Origin of the sequence: Mesorhizobium sp. Root552 (genome assembly GCF_001427285.1) — a bacterium.
Taxonomy (GTDB): Bacteria; Pseudomonadota; Alphaproteobacteria; order Rhizobiales; family Rhizobiaceae; genus Mesorhizobium.
In genome coordinates, this window is the sequence record NZ_LMFV01000018.1 from 474 (window position 1) to 18,454 (window position 17,981).

Here is a 17,981-nt window from a genome sequence, read left to right on the forward strand (position 1 = left end):
AGACGCGCACCGCGCCTCTCCTTCGAAAGTGACATTACCCATCGATCCGCCCGGTTCAACAATGATCGTACCGCCAATGGGCTATGGTGAATGCTATCCGGCTTCTGTGTTGCAGAAACATCACGATTTGCTCCCCATTGGAAATAAGTCATTAACCATCGAGCCTGGCAAAGCTACAAGATGCGGTACTTCGATGATGACACGCAAATCACCGATTTGAGGCGGCAGGGCTCAAGATGGTTACCAGACGACGGTTCTCCCGAAATATCCATAAGGTCAAGCTGTCTCGTCGCGAGAGCTTAGAAGATCGTCTGTTTGCAGAAATTTCCGAGCTTCTAACAGAACATGATCCTTCAATACATATGCCGGCCATTCGAACGGCATCGAGGCTGGCGGCAATCATTGCCTCTCAACTGGCAGCTCAAACGCAAGCGGTTCAACGTGCGCTCAAGGATATCGAAGAAGATATTCCTGAGTACGGTGCGGGCTTTGTAAGTGATCTCGTCGAAGCGGCGACCAAGTCAGTTATCAAAAAAATGAAGCGCTTTCGCCCTTCACAGTCTTCCTCAATGGAGAATGAAACACTTCAACTGGCGGACGACTGGGCTGGGCCTGTTGCCGGCCCCACTATGATCGAGCGACACTACGGGATCCCACGTTCCACTCTCTATAGATGGCAGAAGGTCAATGAGGTTGTCGCAATTAATACGCGTAGCAGCCGGAAGCCGGTTTTTCCACTGAGACAATTCGTGGATGGGCGTCCGGCACAGGGTATTGCGGAAGTCGTCGCCGCGTTTGGTGATCAAAAGCGTGCATGGCAGTGGCTTCTCACACCAAATGCGAGGCTCAATGGTGGTAAGCCCCTTGAGATGCTATTGCAGGGTGAGGTTGATGCGGTGGTCGATGTCGCGTCGTCACCATCAGACGACTCATGGACGCAGCCTTGCAGCTAGAAGTGCAAGTACCGCCTCATTGTCCAGGCCTTGCGTATCATCCCGTGCACCAGTTCTCGCCCGCGCGCGAAGCCGATCGAAGATTTCGGCCTGCCGATGGTTGGCCACTGCGCCATAGCTGGTGAAGGTGGTCAGCACGTGCTGATGGCCAAGGTTCTGGCTCCACGCCTTGAAGGTTTCCGGTGTGGTACACAGCTTTTCGCCCAACGCGGCCAGCGTGTTGCGGAAACTGTGCGGGTTGGCATAGGGCAAGCCGGCCCGCGCGAAGGCGTCCTTGAATATCCGCCGGATTGCTGCCGCGTCCTTCCAATGGTGGCGCGCCAGCCCCGCGGCCTCAAAACCGTTGTCACCCAGCGTCACCTTGGTTGCCGGGAAGAGCGGGTCGTTCGGGCCGAAGCCACGTTCCTTTGTCAGAAAGGAAACCCATTCGACAACAATTTGCTCAATGTCCGCGCCGACCGGAAAAAACCATGTCGTGAAGGTCTTGCGGTTTTTCGTGCGCACCTCGCGCGCGTCTTGAAACACGGTGCGCCGCTCAAATTCGACATGCTTGATCGACATGGAGGCGATGGCGTTATCGCGCGCGCCGGAAAGCAGTGTAAACGCAATCAGCGCCCGGTCTCGCCTTTCGATTTCGGTGCCAGTCGGCATGGCGTCCAGCACCTGTCGGATTTCTTCGATACCGGCGACCGGCCTTTCCCGCACCGCTTTGGCTATGCGCTCGTCATTTGCCGATGGCCGGAAGTACTCGGCGTCCGAATAGGTGAGCTTAGCGCGAAAACCCGACTGCCCGGCCAGCCACTCGAAAAAGCCTTTCAGCGCCATGAGCCGCGACGAGATCGTCGCCTTGGCTAGCAGCCTGCCGGTTTTGTCGTTGGTGCGCTCGCCAAGGTCGCGCTTGTATTTCTGCGCCCATTCGATGCGAAATTTGCGGAAATCGCGCCAGCCGGTCACGGCCTCGAAATCGGCGATCGCAGCAACCGTCTGGTCGATGCTGGCGTCGGAAAGCTGCCTGGCGTGCTTCAGATATTCGACATAGCGCCGCTTGGTGCGCTCGTTTTCGGGATGATGCTTTCGCATGGGTATCTCGATCCTTTCTCAAGTGTTCATTCTTGGAGGGCTATCCGCTATCGTTTAGGCGTGGCTGGCGCTCCACGATTGCCACGTCGAGAATTGCCTGGATCGCCGCAAGCTGTTTGGTGGAGGTGCGCCGATGCATGAGGCTGCCGCAGTCCGGGCACAGCCCCCGAAGATTGCCGGAATGTGTGTTGATCGGCACGAATTCCGCTATGTTGCCGGCCGGCCGGCGCGCGTCGCGACATTTGACGCAATAGCAGGTGCCAGACGGGCAGGTGCGTTTCGGATGCGCCCTGCCGGCCATGTAGGCGGCAAGGTCGTCGCCCAAGATTAGGAACGGCTTTCGGTCGCGGATCGCCGGTAGGCCATTGTTAAGCCAGCGTCGCACTGTGCCCCTGGTCGCGCCAATAACTCGCGCTGCCTCATCCACCGTATAGCTGTGGTGGCGCTTGACCTTACGCCGGTCGAGCCGGTGGCCGGACATATCATAGCGTCCCGCGTTCGATCAGTGCGCGAACGTCTTCGACGCGCCATGCCGTGATGCGCGGGCCAAGCTTAACCGGCTTTGGAAAACGGCCGTCCTTGATGCCAGCCCACCAAGTCGATTTCGAGACCGGGATGGGGCCGGCGGGCGCAAGAATGGAAGCCAACCGGATGAAGCCGGTTGCGGGAAGTTCGTCGAAGGGCGTCATTGTCCGACTCCGTCTGTTGGTGACGGATGTCGTTTTCTAGCGTCTCGCCGCTCAGTGCAGCCTGAAAGGGCAGGAACTAGTCTGGCCGGTTTTTGGCCTCGGCCAAATACCTGTAAATCTTTGATATCCGGCTTTTTACGGCGCTTTCGGCCGGCTCTTGATTGTATGTCGTCTGAAACCAAGAAAGCATTTTTCGCACGAGATCGGCTTGAGTTTGGGGCAAACCATCAGGGAGGTTCGCCAGCCGAATTATCTCCATCGTGAAGGCATCCCAATCATATTCTTGAGGTCGGCCACCGCGATTTGGAATTTGCGGGGCAGCATTATGCTTTGGCTGGCCAGACAAGTTCTGAGGTACGATGCGGACTGAACCTTGATTTTCCTCAAAAGGTGCCAACGTGTCGAAAAGGAAAGCGGGATATAAGCTTTTCTGTCGCGCAAAGGCTTCCAAGTCTCTTCTTGTGACCAAGGAATTTGCATGGATTCCAATCATCGAATAGCCATTGGTCGTCGTATCAGCCTTCAGAATTTTGCTGATGATGGCGGATGTAAGCATCTGCCTTGCCGCGATGACTTCCGATGGCTTGGATCTGTCGGCAAGGCTAATTTTTGCCGGATCGAACCCACACCAAAGTGCAGCAACTTGGTCCACTGTAAAAATATCAACGTACATCCAGTTTGAAACGTCGCTCATGCTCTGTGCGCCAAGAGGAGGCCGAGTCTTGATAAGATCAGGATTGTCTTAGTAGGTCCAGTTGGCCTGCCCACCATTCTGCCATGCGCACGCGCTCGTCCCAATAAGATGCTCTATGGTAGACGCGGCGCACCTCGTCTGCACCGATATGAGCCAACTCGGCCTCAATGGCGTCAGCTTGCCATTTGCCGCATTCATTTAGAAGCGTCGAGGCCGTCGCTCGGAAGCCGTGCGCGCTAACTTCCGCGCTGGAAAAGCCCATGCGACGCAAGGCTGAATTCAGCGTATTTTCGCTCATTGGCCGTAGTGAGGACTGCACTGACGGAAAGACTAGGCGCCCGCGCCCCGTCAATGTGTGCAAATAGCGAAGGATCTCAACGGCAGCTGCCGGCAGCGGCTTTTTATGCTCGCGTCGCATTTTCATGCGCGTAAAGGGTATTGTCCACACGCAGCCGCCGAGATCAAATTCGCTCCATTCGGCCTGCCGCAATTCGCCGGGTCGCGGATAGAGCAACGCCATGAGTTGCAGCGCGGCCCGCGTTTCCGCCATGCCTTCATAATCCCAGACGGCCCGCAATAGACCTCCGAATGCCTTCCTGTCTGTCAGCGCAGCACGGTGCGTGACGATGGGCGCGGTCAACGCGCCTTTCAGGCCGAAGGTCGGATCATTCTCGGCTCGTGCGGTGGCGATGGCGTAGCGAAACACTTGCCCGATGACCGCACGCAACCGTCGCGCCGTCTCGTAATTGCCTTCGCCTTCGACAGCACGCAGCGGCGCGAGAATTTCTGCCGCACCGATTTCGGCAATCGGCCGGTCGCCGAGATCGGCCTTCGCCATACCTAGCAGCCACCGTTTTTTGGTCAGCGTGGCATCTGCCTTGCCTTCACGTTCGACCTTGACGAAAAATTCATCGGCGATGGCTGCAAAGGTATTGGTATTTGCAACAAGCCTGTTGGTCTTTTCAATCCTAGCTTGTTGTGCCGGATCAACGCCATTTGCTAACAGTTTTTTTGCGTCGGCTCGTTTCAACCGGGCATCGGCCAACGAAATGGCAGGATATGCGCCAAACGCCAGCGTTTTTTGTTTTCCGGCGAACCGATAGGATAGTCGCCACAGTTTTCCCCCGGTTGGCGAAACCAACAGGTGGAGCCCACCGCCGTCGCTGTGCTTGGTTGGACTTGAAGCGGGGCGTAGCCCTTTGATTTGCGTGTCTGTTAGCGGCATTTGTTGGTATCTCAAACAATAGAAAGTTAGCCTTTCGTCAATATACCAACCAAAGTACCAACAAATCCATTGGATGCCAACAAACGCCACAGGATGCCAACGGACATTCAGGGAACAAAAAAGCCCGGAAAGCCGGGCCTTCTTTTAAGTTCCTGGACCTGGTCGGACAGTCTAAAACAGGAATTTGGTGCCCAGAAGAGGACTCGGCACTGTCACGGCCGCATCCTCTAACCATCTGATATTACACAGAAACTTAACCCATTCTTACGTTGGTACTATAACAGTCTCTGTCACTGACGCAAGCGTCATCCAGCGTTACATCTCGCTGGACCGATGCTTTGGACGGTATATGTCGGTCGCAGTGGCGCGAAATTCCCTTCGACGTGGCTCATACAGCTTCCCAGACCTGATTGAGGCTTCACGCAGCGAAGCAACCTTGTCCTGCGGCGGAAAGGCTCATAATGCTTGGCCACCAGTGTATCCTGAAGGTCGCTCGCCTGCTCGCGAAAAAAGCCAGTCTTTTTGAGTATGAGGATCGCCAGAACATCGCGAACATTGTGCAGGCCATGCGGCACAGTCCAAAATGGCTGGGAAAATCAGCGGGCTGCCAAGGTTCCGAACATTAGGTTGCGGTTATCTCTTTGCCCCAGGCTGGCGGCGCCGGATCGTCCATCATTGCCGCACACTGGCGTTGTGCTGCCATGTACATTAAGTGACAGTGTGGGGTGGGAGCAAAGTTCCCCTTGCGACATTTCCCCGTGCCTAAAGGCTTCCTCAAGCTATCGCATTATGGCTTCATCGACCGTTTTGCTTGCACCGGCTCAATAATCCGATACTGGGTTTTCAGACCAACCAAAGATTATTAATGTAGATTAATGTTGAAGTTGAAATCTCAGGTTGATCGTCGTATGCCTTCCTTCAGTCACCCCAAGGGGGTGGCTGGGCGTCAGAGCCGCTTCATGTGGCGGGAAGACATCCCGAAACGCTCTCCAATGTAATCGTGGGGGAGTGTTTGACGGTGATCCTTCCGACCAGTCGGGTCGGGGAGGTGTATCCGGATGCCAGCCTAAAGACATGTGCGATTGTGCCACGTGACGGCTTCTGAATTTCCCGGCCAATGGCTTTCGGAGCAAATTGCTATCAGTAGGCTGTTTTTTTGTAGGCGCAAACCTCGGGGCATGGCTATGAGCGCTTCTGACAAGGCGGTCACGGCTCGAACATTTCAAGCGAGCTTCGATAGGAACAACTCCATTTCCGCCTTTCTGATGGGAGCGCTTCCCGCAGTGGGCGGGACCGTGATTTCGGTGATGCTGTACACATTCTTCGTATGGGCGGTAATGTCGCTGGCGTTGAAGCGGTACGAGTTCCAGATGAGCCGTTCTGACCGCGAGTTGGCTTGGACCTTCACCGCTTTTGCCGCATTGATCGTGCTTACTGCGCTAATTGGACCGAATAGACCCGAAATCCCCCATTCGATCGTCTGGTTGCTGGCATTCCTTTCACCTTGGACCGTCATTCCGAGACTGCGGGCTAGCAGGGGTATCGATCTTCTTCAGCCCTATGTTGTTGGCGCGGCCATCGGTGCCGTGGGTGCAGCGCTGCAGGGCTCCATCCAGGCAGTTTTTTTTGGCGTTCAGGCCGAAGGGGGAGCCGGAAATGCCGCGGTCTTTTCCATCATGTCGCTGTGCCTGATGGGGATCGGGGGGCTGAACATCGCTTCGCGGTCCAGAACGCGCCAGTTGCTGGCGATCTCGGCGGTTGTCGGGGGCATCGTCGCGCTCGCCATGTCGCTTATCCGAGGCGTCGGCCTCGCGATGTTTCCTATCCTGGCCCTGCTGGTGATCTTTGCCCCGGCCCGGTGGCGCTCCGCTGTCTGGCGCCCCGCGAGCCTTCTGGTGCTCGCAGCCGCGGCAACCGCCCTTTACAGCGTGCAGCGCCTGCTTGATGGGCGCTGGAACCAAACCGTGCGCGAACTCCATCGCATCCTGATGGGAGAGCAAACCACCAAGAGTATCGGCGAGCGGCTGAGACTTTGGCGCGCGGGCTGGGATGCCTTTCTCGATTCGCCGATCTGGGGTCATGGCATCCAGAATAGGATGGCATCGCTCGTACCGGAACTGTCCAGCGACGGGCTACCTGTCCGCAACTTTACCCACGCCCACAACGGCTTTCTTTCCATCGCCATCGATGGAGGAATTCTCACCCTGACCGCGTTGCTGGCTGTCCTATGCGTGCCGGTCTTCATCGCCTGGCGCGCGCCGCGTGATCCCAACTACCGTATCCGGCTGTTTGTCGCACTGATCGTGTCCACAGCTTATGCGGCCTCTGGCGTGACCCAGATCATGTTCAAACACGACATTATGGACGCCTTCTTTGTCTTCGCCGCGATAGTCATTGCCGCATCTATTCCCGACCCTTCGTGGCACGCCGCGTAAGCGCCGCATATTTATCGCGGCAACGCTTATCAGTGTTCCGCTTTTGGGCGCTTTGTTCGGAGCGCCGGCGGCCCTCATCGCCACCTTACGGCCTACGCCGTGATTTTTTATGAATCAAGGTTCGACAGCATCGTTTGTCATAGCAGCGTGGAGAACACCTCCATTTAGCCCCGCTTCGCCGTGACTTCAGAGACCCGGCCGCGAAACGATTGTTTCTTCAATCATAGCATCTTCGCACCTAGAAGCCGTCCGCCCGGCAGAGCTGGTTCTCATGTTTCTGTCCTTTCAGATTGCATCGTTCAAGCAACCACTTGCTTGCGACTCTCGATTTATGCTTAAGAGCTCAAAGCTTTTGGGGGCAGGCAGGCATGAATCGGACTAACTTATTATTGGCCACATTGATTGTGGTTGGTGGTTTTTTCGCTATTGGTGTCGTTCAACTAGCGCCTCATTTTCGATGAGCAGAGGCGGGAAGATCGAGCCATCCCCCTGTTGAATTTCTCCAGAATGAGTGCAAAGACCCACCAAGAGGTGGGGTGCGAATGAAACAGGATATCGCGAACGGCGGAGGGGTTAGAGCCTCACTTCGTGCCGACATCCAAGCGCTACGCGGCGCTGCAGTACTCTTGGTGGTTCTTTACCATGCGAGCCTGCCAGGTTTGGCTGCCGGATACCTCGGCGTCGATCTTTTCTTTGTGATATCTGGTTTTCTGATCACCGGACTTATCCGCGACGGGATCGACCGAGGCGATTTCAGCTTCAAGAGCTTCTACTTTCGGCGAGCGAAGCGCCTGCTGCCGGCAGCCTATGTCGTCCTTGCCCTCGTCGTGCTCTGTGCTCCGTTCATACTCACCGATATCGAGTTGATTGATCTGCGCGAGCAGGTGGTGGGGTCGTTGCTTTTCGTGGCGAATTTCGTCCTTTGGGGTCAGTCAGGCTACTTTGAGGGATCCGCCGAGACCAAGCCCCTGCTGCACTTCTGGTCGCTCGCGATTGAGGAGCAGTACTATTTTGTAATGCCGCTGCTACTGCGTTACGTGCCGCGCAAGGCGTGGCTCGGAGTAGTGGCAGCTGTTGTCGCTGCAAGTCTCGTACTGAGCCTTTACCTTGCATCCACATACCCGGATGCGGCCTTCTATCTCCCTTTCACTCGCATGTGGGAACTTGGCATTGGTTCCATAGGAGCTATAGCGCGTTCGAGCTTGAGGAGGAGCCATTGGCTTGCCGCCACCAGGCTTCCCGCCGCAGTTATTCTTTTCGCGGTCCCGTTTTTCCCGACTGGGCTTTCGCATCCGGGGTTTGATTCCTTGCTCGTTTGCACAGCCACACTGATGATCATCCTCGGTCACAATGCCTCGAAATGGGAAGCTGCTCTACCTGTCAGGGCGCTGGCGCGCGTGGGCGACATCTCCTATCCGCTGTATCTGGTTCACTGGCCGCTGCTCGTCTTCACAAAGGCAGCCTACCTTGAGGAACCGCCCACGGTCGCGATCTGGCTGGCCGTAGCGATCTCCGTTGCACTAAGCGTAGTTCTCTATCTCCTCGTCGAGGAACCGTTCCGACGGGCAAGGCCCGCCAAGCCGCGCAGATTCGTCGCTGGGCTTGTTGTGTGTTCTGCTGCTATCGCTATCACGCCGCCGTCGATCACCGCATTTGCCGCCAGCGAGACCGACTACGCCCATATTCGGCGCAACAACTACGGCCTAGCCTTTGGCTGCGCCTACAAGCCCGATGAAGAATTCCGGATCAAGTCGAAATGCCGCACAAACGACCACCCCAAGGTGCTCGTATGGGGCGACTCCTACGCCATGGCGTGGTCTTCGGCGCTAATGGGGCCACTTGCTGGCGTTGGAATGCAACAAGCAACCATGGGAGCTTGTGATCCGCTCTATCAAACAGCGCGCTTCGCTAAAGAGTCGGGCGATCGTTACAATCGAGAGTATGCGCTGCGATGCATGGAATTCAATGATCGGGTGCTCTCGTTTGCGATGTCCTCCCCCAGCATCGATATTGTGGTCATCGCCGGGCGAATGCAGACACCGTTGAGTTCGTCCAATCTACTTCTTCAGAGAAAGGCCGATGGTTCGCTAGAGGCGTCAGAACCCTCGTTTGAGATCGTAGCCGGCGCGCTCGCGCAACTGGTTACAGAATTGCATGGTGCCGGAAAGAAGGTTGTTTTCATCGCGCCCCCCCCAGCAAACGGCGCGGACATCGGCAGTTGCCTTGAGCGAAAGGCCAGAGGCAAAATTACACTCGGACGGCAAGCTAACTGCTATATTTCCCTTGTCGAGAATCAGAAATACCGTGGTGATTCGCTTCGAATATTCTCAGATGCGGCGAAGAAGTCTGGTATAGAAGTCGCAGATGTCTTCAGCTTCCTCTGTTCCGATGGAAAGTGCAAAACCGAGATCAATGGAGTCATACTCTACAGGGATTACAGCCATCTCACCTATGACGGTGGAGCATTGATAGGTGAGAGGTCCTCTCTTGCAAAGGATGTTTTGACAAAAGCGCGATGAGCCAACTCAACTGCTACAGCGCTGTCACTTGAACCCGGCGTGCCACACCACATCGGTTCTCAATATAGAGGATGCCGCCCTGTTGCCTTGTGCGAACAGGTTCTCAACATTATGCGCTGCCGCGATACTGAAGCCAACAAAAACCTTGCTGAGACCATGCGTCACGTTGTTGTCGCAGGCGTAGGTTTTTACAGAATAGGGATAGATTTGACAATAATTTCCTCGGCGACTCACGCTTCAACCAACAACAATTCTATTTGCATCGCGCTTTCTGAAGGTTACGGTCCATGTCTGTTCCTTTCAGATTGCCAGACGGACCGTGTGTGTGTGACCTACGTGCGATATTTACGGGGCGGGGAGTGATATGCGTGTCTGTAATAGATGCGCCGGGCTAGGGCGCGTGTTTGTTTGCTCACGATGGTCAAAGTGCGGGTGTCAGCACGGGATAATTGCGGAGGACTGCCCCGGCTTCTCCAAGATCTGCCCTGAGTGTGGCGGTAGTGGCGAGTGCAGGGTAACGTCTGATCTGATTAGTCATCCATTTTCTTCTAAAACGTCATGATAGCCCAAGAGGCGGTCGAAAAAATCTCGGTGACCATTATTATAATGCAACTTTTTTGCAGGCTCCGCGCAATTATTTTGATTGGTGTAAAGCGCTTCTGCACTTTACATGACTTAATTTGTTATCGGTAATTAAAAACTGGGTGTTCAATTGAAATAAATATTACCTGCGCTCGAAAAAGCGAAAGCACCGTTACCATTACCTACTGGGCAGGTGTTGGGCTGGATTAGCCGCTTCAGCAAGCAGAACCTAATAAACGAGCTAAAATAAATCCTGCAGTAACAAGCAACACGCGCCGCCATCATATGAACGCCCTTTGTTTAGAGTTGCCTCAACTTCACGCGGATTGCTCTTCCGCTGCCTCATCAGTAATTTTGAGTAGGACCACATGAAGATATGGCTCGTCCGCGACCTCGAACCGCTACCAACCGACCTCGGTGCACCCCGCTTGATGCGAGCGGGAATGTTAGCAAGGACGCTAGCTTCGCGCGGCCACCAAACCACTTGGTTCACCTCCACCTTCAACCATTATTCGAAGACCCACCGTGTGGCGGACGACCAATGGCTTCGTGCCGGGGAGAACCTGACAATCCGTGTCTTTCGTGCCCCTGGCTATCGCCACAACATTAGCTTTCGACGCATCCTGCACAACCGCTGCTTCGCCGAAGCGTTCCGGCGCTACGCTGCAGCGAGTGAAGAGCGTCCAGACGTATTGGTTACCGATCTACCCACCACAGAGGCAGCGAAAGTAGTAGTGGCTTTCGGTCTACGTGCCAGGATCCCGACGGTCGTGTCGATTAGAGATCTTTGGCCGGACTTCTTCGTCGACTTTCTTCCACCGAGGGTCCGACCGCTGGCGCGAATGGCAATCCTCCCACTTGATGCCCAGGCTCGTTTTGCTTGCCGTCACGCCACCGCCCTAGTAGGTATCTCGGAGCGCTATCTCGCCTGGGGACAAGCGAAAGGCACCGGTCGCACGGCGGCCCACGATAGGGTGTTCCCACTCACCTACCGGCGTCTTCCACCAGAAGCACTCGGTGAGACGGAAGCGGTTCTCACTAAGTTTGGCATATTGCCGGGCAAGCAGGTTGTGGCCTTCGTCGGCTCATGGGGTGCGACATACGATCTAGATTACGTGCTCGAGACCTGCCGACTCCTATTGGAGCGCGACGACATCCTCTTTGTGCTTGCCGGTGACGCCTCCTCCCGACCTGATCTCATCGAAGCTTTTCGCGCATTGCCCAACGTCGTCCTGCCGGGTTGGATCGATAGCTACGCCATTGCCGCACTGCTTGGCCGCGCGACGATCGGACTCCTTCCCTACGTGAGCAAAGCGCCCCAAGGCCTCCCCAACAAAGTGTTCGAATACATGGCCTACGGCACCTACCAGATGGCAACGCTAGGGGGTGAAATCACGGGGCTATATGCCGAGACCGGCATCGGTCGTTCAATGCCGGGTGCTTCGCCCGCTGCTTTCGCAGCAGCAATTGAAACCGCACTGGCGGACCCGGAAACTCTGCATGGGCGAGAGCGGCGCGTGGTCGTATTCGAGGAGCGGTTCGACGCTGATAAGATCTACGCGAAGATGGTAGAGCATATAGTTGATGTGGCGTCGGGTAGAGTCCGTTGATAATCGAGAGCGGCCAAGGCGAAAAAGGGAAACGCAGCTGTGAAAGCCTTGTTTTCGGAGTTTGATCTGGGGCGTTTCCGGAAAGCCGCAAACGGTTGCGTACATACATGCCCCACTTTCATTTGCACATTTCCCTAACAACCCACGTATTCGACAGGACACGACTCTTGAAAATCACCATTTTCGGCACCGGTTATGTAGGATTGGTACAAGCTGCCGTATTTGCCGAGTCGGGCTACAACGTCGTCTGTGTCGATATTGACGCCACGAAGATCACCCGCCTGGAGCACGGCGAGATCCCAATCTTTGAGCCTGGCTTGGAGCGATTGGTGAAGGAAAACTATGCGGCCGGGCGACTACACTTCACCACTGATGTGGCGAAGGGCGTTCTGCATGCCGGCGTTCAGTTCATCGCCGTCGGAACGCCGTCCGACGAAGACGGCTCGACTGATCTGACAAATGTCTTGGCCGTCGCCCGTGCTATCGCCGCGCAGATGGACGGCCACCGCATCGTCGTCATTAAATCGACGGTTCCCGTTGGCACTTGCGATAGGGTCCGGCAGACAATCAAGGAGGCGCTCGATGCTCGTGGTAACATTGGCCTCACCTATGACGTCGCCTCTAACCCAGAGTTCCTCAAGGAGGGTATGGCCGTTTCCGACTGCATGAAGCCCGACCGCATAATCATCGGGACGGCGAGCCAGAAGACAGAAGCAGTACTGCGAGAACTGTACGCTCCGTTCAATCGCAACCACGAGAAGATCATCGTCATGGATGCGCGTAGCGCCGAACTGACAAAGCACGCGGCCAATTGCATGCTGGCGACCAAGATCACTTTCATGAACGAGATAGCTAACTTCGCCGAGCAGGTAGGAGCCGACATCGAGAAGGTTCGCCACGGCATCGGCAGCGACCCGCGCATCGGTTATCATTTTATCTATCCGGGCGTTGGATATGGAGGCTCATGCCTCCCGAAAGACGTACGAGCCCTCATCCGCAGCGCTGACAAGATCGCTTGCGATATGAAGTTGCTAAAGGCGGTCGATGTGCAGAACGACACCCAAAAGGCCAGCTTAGTGCGCAAGATCGCCGCTCATTTCGGCGATAAACTTTCTGGTAAGACCTTTGCTCTCTGGGGTCTCGCCTTCAAACCCAATACCGACGACATGCGCGAGGCCCCATCGAGAGTGATCATGGAGGCGCTCTGGCAGGCGGGTGGCAAGGTGCAAGCCTACGACCCCGCAGCTATGCGCGAATGTCGCCGCCTCTATGGCGAGCGGGCTGATCTCACGCTCGCTGATTCAAAGGAAGTCGCCCTTCTTGGCGCTGATGCACTGGTGATCATCACCGAATGGAAACTATTCCTCGGTGCCGACTTTGAACACATCCGCAAAACCTTGAAGCACCCAGTTATTTTCGATGGTAGGAACCTGTACGATCCAGCTGTCGTGTCTCGCTACGGTCTTACCTACTACAGCATCGGGCGGGCCTGCTCTGGGTCCGCTATTCCAATGTGCGCGCCGTGCGAAACGGACGCCGAAAAGGCTCGTTTAGCGATGCCTGCCGGTTACGCGGAATCGGGGCTTTTATGACGAGATCTCTAACGGGTGGCCGCACGATAGAGCAAATGCCGCTCCCGCCCGGTTTGCATCTTGTGTTAAGGATCATTGGTCCCTTCAAAACGATTTTGCGAGTAGTGGGGTTCGAGCATGGCGCACTTCACCCTAAAGGGCACCTCCAGACAATAATCGTCTCAAATTACGAGTAGTACAAAGACATGTTTACAGGGAAATCAATACTCATAACTGGTGGCACCGGTTCATTCGGTAACACGTTCTTGCCGATGACGCTGGAACAATACAACCCAAGGCGGATCATCGTCTATTCGCGTGACGAGATGAAGCAATGGGATATGGCTAAGAAGTATCAGGGTGATAGTCGTGTACGCTTCTTCATCGGCGATGTCCGCGATAAGGAGCGCCTGTATCGTGCGCTCGACGGTGTAGATTACGTAGTGCATGCAGCCGCCACTAAGATTGTTCCAACCGCCGAATACAATCCCTTTGAGTGCATAAAGACCAACATTAATGGCGCAATGAACGTAATTGACGCCTGCATTGACAGGGGCGTAAAGCGGGTTGTCGCCCTCTCTACTGACAAGGCAAGCAGCCCGATCAATCTCTACGGCGCCACCAAGTTGGCCTCAGACAAGCTCTTCGTAGCCGGCAATGCCTATAGTGGCGTGCACGACACCAGATTAGCCGTGGTCCGTTACGGAAACGTCATGGGCTCACGTGGCTCGGTAATTCCCTACTTCATGTCGATTAAGGCGAACGGAGTGCTGCCGATAACCGACGAACGGATGACACGCTTCATGATTTCGCTGGAGCAGGGTGTGGAACTTGTCTGGCACGCCTTCGAGGATATGGAAGGCGGGGAAATCTATGTTAAGAAGATCCCATCCATGAGAGTGACCGACATTGCCCGGGCCATCGCTCCCGATGCGAAGCTGGAATTTATTGGCATACGTCCCGGCGAGAAGTTGCACGAGCAAATGATTGGCGAGGAAGACTCATTCTACAGCTACGAATATCCGGAGCATTACAAAATCTTACCAGCCATCCACAACTGGGCAATTAGCAAAGAGCGCATCAAGGACGGCAAGAAGGTCAAGGAAGGCTTCAGCTACACTAGCATTAACAATCCCAACTGGATGACCATTGATACCCTCCAGAAATGGATCGAGCACAGCCGTGGGAAGATTGGTAACATATGAGCACCATTCCTTACGGACGACAAGATATCTCACAGGCTGACATCGACTCCGTCGTTGAGGTACTGCGTTCGGATTTCCTCACCCAAGGGCCTGTGGTCCCGCGCTTTGAACGGGCCGTGGCCGATTATTGCGGCGCAAAGTACGCTATCGCAGTAAACAGTGCGACCTCTGCCTTGCATATCGCTTGCCTTGCCCTCGACCTGAAGCCGGGTGACTGGCTCTGGACGAGCCCTATTACATTCGTTGCAAGTGCCAATTGTGCGCTCTACTGCGGCGCTAATATCGATTTTGTCGATATAGATCCGCATACCTACAACCTCAGCGTTGAGAGTCTCGAGATCAAGCTGGCTGCAGCCGAGCGTCAAGGGCGCCTGCCCAAAATCGTCGTCCCTGTCCATCTGTGCGGTCAGTCCTGCGATATGGCACCCATTCACGCCCTTGCCCAGCGATACGGCTTTCGCGTCATCGAGGATGCCTCTCACGCCGTTGGCGGCCGTTACAAGGGTGTTCCAGTCGGCAACTGCCAGTTCAGTGACATCACCGTTTTCAGCTTCCATCCCGTAAAGATCATCACCAGCGCCGAGGGTGGCATGGCGCTCACTAACGATGCGGCCTTGGCTGGTCGGCTGGAGCTGCTGCGCAGCCACGGCATCACCCGCGACCCGGCACTCATGACGCATGAGCCGGATGGACCTTGGTACTACCAACAGATCGATCTCGGTTACAACTACCGGATGACAGAACTGCAAGGCGCTCTCGGCGTTAGCCAGATGGAACGGATCGACAACTATGTAACGCGTCGCCACGAGATCAGGCATCGTTACGACCTCTTGCTTGGGTCGCTTCCTGTGACCGTGCCGCAACAGCACGCGGATGCTTATTCGGCGCTTCACCTCTACGTGATCAGGCTGAGACTTGACCGGATTACCCGCAGTCATCATGACGCCTTCGTCGCGCTGCGCCAACGAGGAATCGGTGTCAATATGCACTACATTCCCGTTCACACTCAGCCTTATTACAAGCGTCTGGGCTTTACATTCGGTGCCTTCCCCGAGGCGGAAGCCTACTACGCCGAAGCAATTAGCCTGCCCATGTTTCCGACCCTCAGGGAAGAACAGCAGGATCTGGTCATCGACGCGCTCGAGAAGGCACTTTCTGAATGAGATTGGCGGTCGTCCCGGCTCGTGGGGGCAGCAAACGCATCCCGCGCAAAAACATTCGCCCTTTCTGCGGCCGGCCGATGATTGCGTGGCCGATCGAGGCCGCTCGGTCAAGCGGCTGCTTCGACAGGATCGTCGTTTCGACGGATGATGAAGAGATTGCAGCCGTGGCGCGGGAGTGCGGCGCCGACACGCCTTTCGTGCGCCCGGCCGAGCTCGCGGACGACTATACCGGTACCATTCCGGTGCTCGCCCATGCCATCGAATGGCATCGGCGGGAGGGTATTGATCCGCGGCATGTGTGCTGCCTCTATGCTACGGCTCCGTTCGTCCGCGCCGAAGACCTTAGGAGTGGCCTTGACCTTCTAGAAAGGGAGGGATGCGACTATGTCTTTTCCGTCACCAGCTACCCGTTCCCTATCCAGCGCGCCATTCGGCTAGTCGAAGCCGGCCGTGTCGAGATGTTCTATCCAGAACATTTCGAGACACGCTCACAGGATCTCGAAGAAGCCTATCACGATGCCGGACAGTTCTATTGGGGACGTTCTGAGGCTTGGTGTACAGGCAAACCAATTTTCTCCGTTGACGCCGCGCCACTGATCTTGCCCCGATGCCGTGTTCAGGACATCGACACTCCAGAAGACTGGAAACAGGCGGAATGGCTGTTCCACGCGTTGCAGGCGACTTGATGCCGGCGGATAGTATCAGGGTTGCATTCCGCGCCGATGCCTCCCTAGCCATCGGTACCGGCCATGTCATGCGCTGTCTCACGTTCGCCGAAGCCTTGCAGAAGCGGGGTGCCGACATCCTTTTCGTCTGTCGTGAGCACCGGGCTCATCTCTGCGACCTGATCGTGGATCGTGGCTTTAGCCTGTTCCGACTCCCTGCGCCCCGACCGGAATGGACACCTGGCGAAGATGGACCGGCTCATGCCCTCTGGCTCGGCACGGATTGGCAGAACGATGCCGAGGAAACGGCTCGAACCATTGGCGATTTTCATCCGGACTGGCTCGTCGTTGACCACTATGGCCTGGACGCGCGCTGGCAGAGCGCGCTACGCCGCTGTGCCGACAAGATCATGGTGATTGATGACCTTGCCGACCGACCACACGACTGCGACATCCTCCTTGACCAGAATCTGGTGGCGCGGAGGGACGTGCGCTATGTCGGCAAGGTCCCGCCGCATTGTACGCTTTTACTCGGGCCACGCTATGCTCTCCTGCAACCGGACTATGTCCATCTGCGTCGCCGGGCGACGGTTCGCGAGGGACCATTGCGCAGGCTACTTGTCTCCTTCGGTGGAGTAGACAGGGCAGGCCTGACGCAGAAAACAATCGAGGCGCTTCTGAAGCTACGCCGACCTGATATCGCAGCGGATATTGTCCTTTCTTCCGCATCCCCGCAGTTCACCGAAGTTGAGCGTCTTGTCGCCGGCCACACCGAGTTGCGTCTTTGTGACCGCGTGCCGAGCCTCGCGCCTCTGATGCTTGCCGCCGATCTCGCCATCGGCGCTGGCGGCGCGACGAGTTGGGAGCGGTTGTGCTTGGGCCTACCGTCCGTCGTCATCTCGCTCGCGAAGAACCAGCACCCGATCAGCAGCGAACTCGCGCGTCGCGGGCTGGCGCGCTGGCTCGGCCATTGGGATGCGGTCGATGGGACCGTCATCCATGATGCGCTAGCAAGCCTCGCGGAAACGGGGCTCGACCCAACTTGGTCCAAGAAGTGCCTCAATGTTGTGGACGGATACGGAGTGGAACGGGTATTTGCAGTGCTGATTGCGCGCGCAGACATGCCAATTGCCGTCCGGCATGCCGAGCTTGCCGACGAAGCACTGGTTCTGGAATGGGTAAACGATGCCGCAACACGACTCAACGCCTTCAGCGCTAAGCCTATTGCGGCGAAGGAACATCACGCTTGGTTCCGGATGCGCGTACGAGATTCGGAGCGCTGCGTATTCTATATCGCGGAAATCGCTTCGGGGATTCCGTTGGGTCAGGTCCGCTTCGACAAAAGGGGCAAGGAATGGGAGATTAGCTACGCCGTGGCGCCGATCTTCCGAGGCCGCGGGATGGGGTGGGCGATGCTCGCCGCAGCGATCGAGCGGTTGCGGCAGGAAAAGGGACATGTTGTGCTTGTTGCACAGGTGAAGCCACAGAACACGGCATCTCGTCGAATATTCGAGAAACTGGGCTTTCTGGTTCGCTCAAGTGAACCAGACCGTTACGTTTACGAACTCGCATTTTAGGGCAAAGGGCTGG

The 17,981-nt window shown here is 56.2% G+C and carries 16 protein-coding genes; 11 read left to right on the forward strand and 5 right to left on the reverse strand.

The window, feature by feature from the left end:
* On the forward strand, positions 1-220 hold a 220-nt coding region (locus ASD50_RS23680; RefSeq protein WP_210168927.1), incomplete at its 5' end, for a hypothetical protein.
* 16 nt (positions 221-236) lie between these two features.
* A complete protein-coding gene (locus tag ASD50_RS09885) occupies positions 237-953 on the forward strand; it encodes an antitoxin Xre/MbcA/ParS toxin-binding domain-containing protein (protein WP_082549568.1) in 717 nt (238 codons plus the stop codon).
* Here the strand turns inward: ASD50_RS09885 and ASD50_RS09890 are convergent.
* From ASD50_RS09890 to ASD50_RS09910, 5 genes are all read right to left on the reverse strand, one after another.
* Positions 930-2,033 (reverse strand): tyrosine-type recombinase/integrase, encoded by a 1,104-nt coding sequence (locus ASD50_RS09890; RefSeq protein ID WP_056239869.1) that lies wholly within the window; start codon positions 2,031-2,033, stop codon positions 930-932. The genes ASD50_RS09885 and ASD50_RS09890 overlap by 24 nt on opposite strands.
* A 40-nt stretch (positions 2,034-2,073) precedes the next feature.
* On the reverse strand, positions 2,074-2,514 hold the full coding sequence (locus ASD50_RS09895) for a helix-turn-helix domain-containing protein (RefSeq protein WP_056239871.1): 441 nt from the start codon (positions 2,512-2,514) through the stop codon (positions 2,074-2,076).
* 1 nt (position 2,515) lies between these two features.
* Positions 2,516-2,722 carry a helix-turn-helix transcriptional regulator gene (locus ASD50_RS09900; RefSeq protein ID WP_056239879.1) on the reverse strand — a complete coding sequence of 69 codons (207 nt, stop codon included), beginning with the start codon at positions 2,720-2,722 and terminating at the stop codon, positions 2,516-2,518.
* A gap of 76 nt (positions 2,723-2,798) precedes the next feature.
* Positions 2,799-3,416 carry a hypothetical protein gene (locus ASD50_RS09905; RefSeq protein ID WP_156465004.1) on the reverse strand — a complete coding sequence of 206 codons (618 nt, stop codon included), beginning with the start codon at positions 3,414-3,416 and terminating at the stop codon, positions 2,799-2,801.
* Between the two features lie 37 nt (positions 3,417-3,453).
* Positions 3,454-4,641: a tyrosine-type recombinase/integrase gene (locus tag ASD50_RS09910; RefSeq protein WP_056239883.1), complete on the reverse strand. Its 1,188-nt coding sequence runs from the start codon at positions 4,639-4,641 to the stop codon at positions 3,454-3,456.
* A 461-nt stretch (positions 4,642-5,102) separates the two neighbouring features.
* Between ASD50_RS09910 and ASD50_RS23030 the strand changes: the two genes are divergently transcribed.
* The 9 genes from ASD50_RS23030 (at position 5,103) to pseG (ending at position 17,968) form a co-directional block, all read left to right on the forward strand.
* Entirely contained in the window at positions 5,103-5,267 is a 165-nt protein-coding gene (locus ASD50_RS23030) for a hypothetical protein (RefSeq protein ID WP_156465005.1), read from the forward strand.
* 465 nt (positions 5,268-5,732) lie between these two features.
* Positions 5,733-7,076, forward strand: a complete 1,344-nt coding sequence (locus tag ASD50_RS09915) for an O-antigen ligase family protein (protein ID WP_156465006.1) — start codon at positions 5,733-5,735, stop codon at positions 7,074-7,076.
* A 542-nt stretch (positions 7,077-7,618) separates the two neighbouring features.
* Positions 7,619-9,595: an acyltransferase family protein gene (locus ASD50_RS09920; protein WP_056239889.1), complete on the forward strand. Its 1,977-nt coding sequence runs from the start codon at positions 7,619-7,621 to the stop codon at positions 9,593-9,595.
* A gap of 950 nt (positions 9,596-10,545) precedes the next feature.
* The gene (locus tag ASD50_RS09925; protein ID WP_056239891.1) at positions 10,546-11,787 is read left to right on the forward strand and encodes a glycosyltransferase; all 1,242 of its coding nucleotides are present in this window, start codon (positions 10,546-10,548) and stop codon (positions 11,785-11,787) included.
* Between the two features lie 167 nt (positions 11,788-11,954).
* Positions 11,955-13,379 (forward strand): UDP-glucose dehydrogenase family protein, encoded by a 1,425-nt coding sequence (locus ASD50_RS09930; RefSeq protein ID WP_082549574.1) that lies wholly within the window; start codon positions 11,955-11,957, stop codon positions 13,377-13,379.
* A 185-nt stretch (positions 13,380-13,564) separates the two neighbouring features.
* A complete protein-coding gene (pseB, locus tag ASD50_RS09935; RefSeq protein ID WP_056239895.1) occupies positions 13,565-14,563 on the forward strand; it encodes a UDP-N-acetylglucosamine 4,6-dehydratase (inverting) in 999 nt (332 codons plus the stop codon).
* Positions 14,560-15,726, forward strand: coding sequence for a UDP-4-amino-4,6-dideoxy-N-acetyl-beta-L-altrosamine transaminase (gene pseC / locus ASD50_RS09940; RefSeq protein ID WP_056239899.1), 1,167 nt, complete (start codon positions 14,560-14,562; stop codon positions 15,724-15,726). The genes pseB and pseC overlap by 4 nt, the downstream gene beginning before the upstream one ends.
* The gene (gene pseF / locus ASD50_RS09945) at positions 15,723-16,412 is read left to right on the forward strand and encodes a pseudaminic acid cytidylyltransferase (protein ID WP_056239902.1); all 690 of its coding nucleotides are present in this window, start codon (positions 15,723-15,725) and stop codon (positions 16,410-16,412) included. The genes pseC and pseF overlap by 4 nt, the downstream gene beginning before the upstream one ends.
* The gene (gene pseG, locus ASD50_RS09950) at positions 16,412-17,968 is read left to right on the forward strand and encodes a UDP-2,4-diacetamido-2,4,6-trideoxy-beta-L-altropyranose hydrolase (RefSeq protein ID WP_056239905.1); all 1,557 of its coding nucleotides are present in this window, start codon (positions 16,412-16,414) and stop codon (positions 17,966-17,968) included. Before pseF ends, pseG begins: the two co-directional genes overlap by 1 nt.
* The last annotated feature ends 13 nt before the right edge of the window (positions 17,969-17,981 follow it).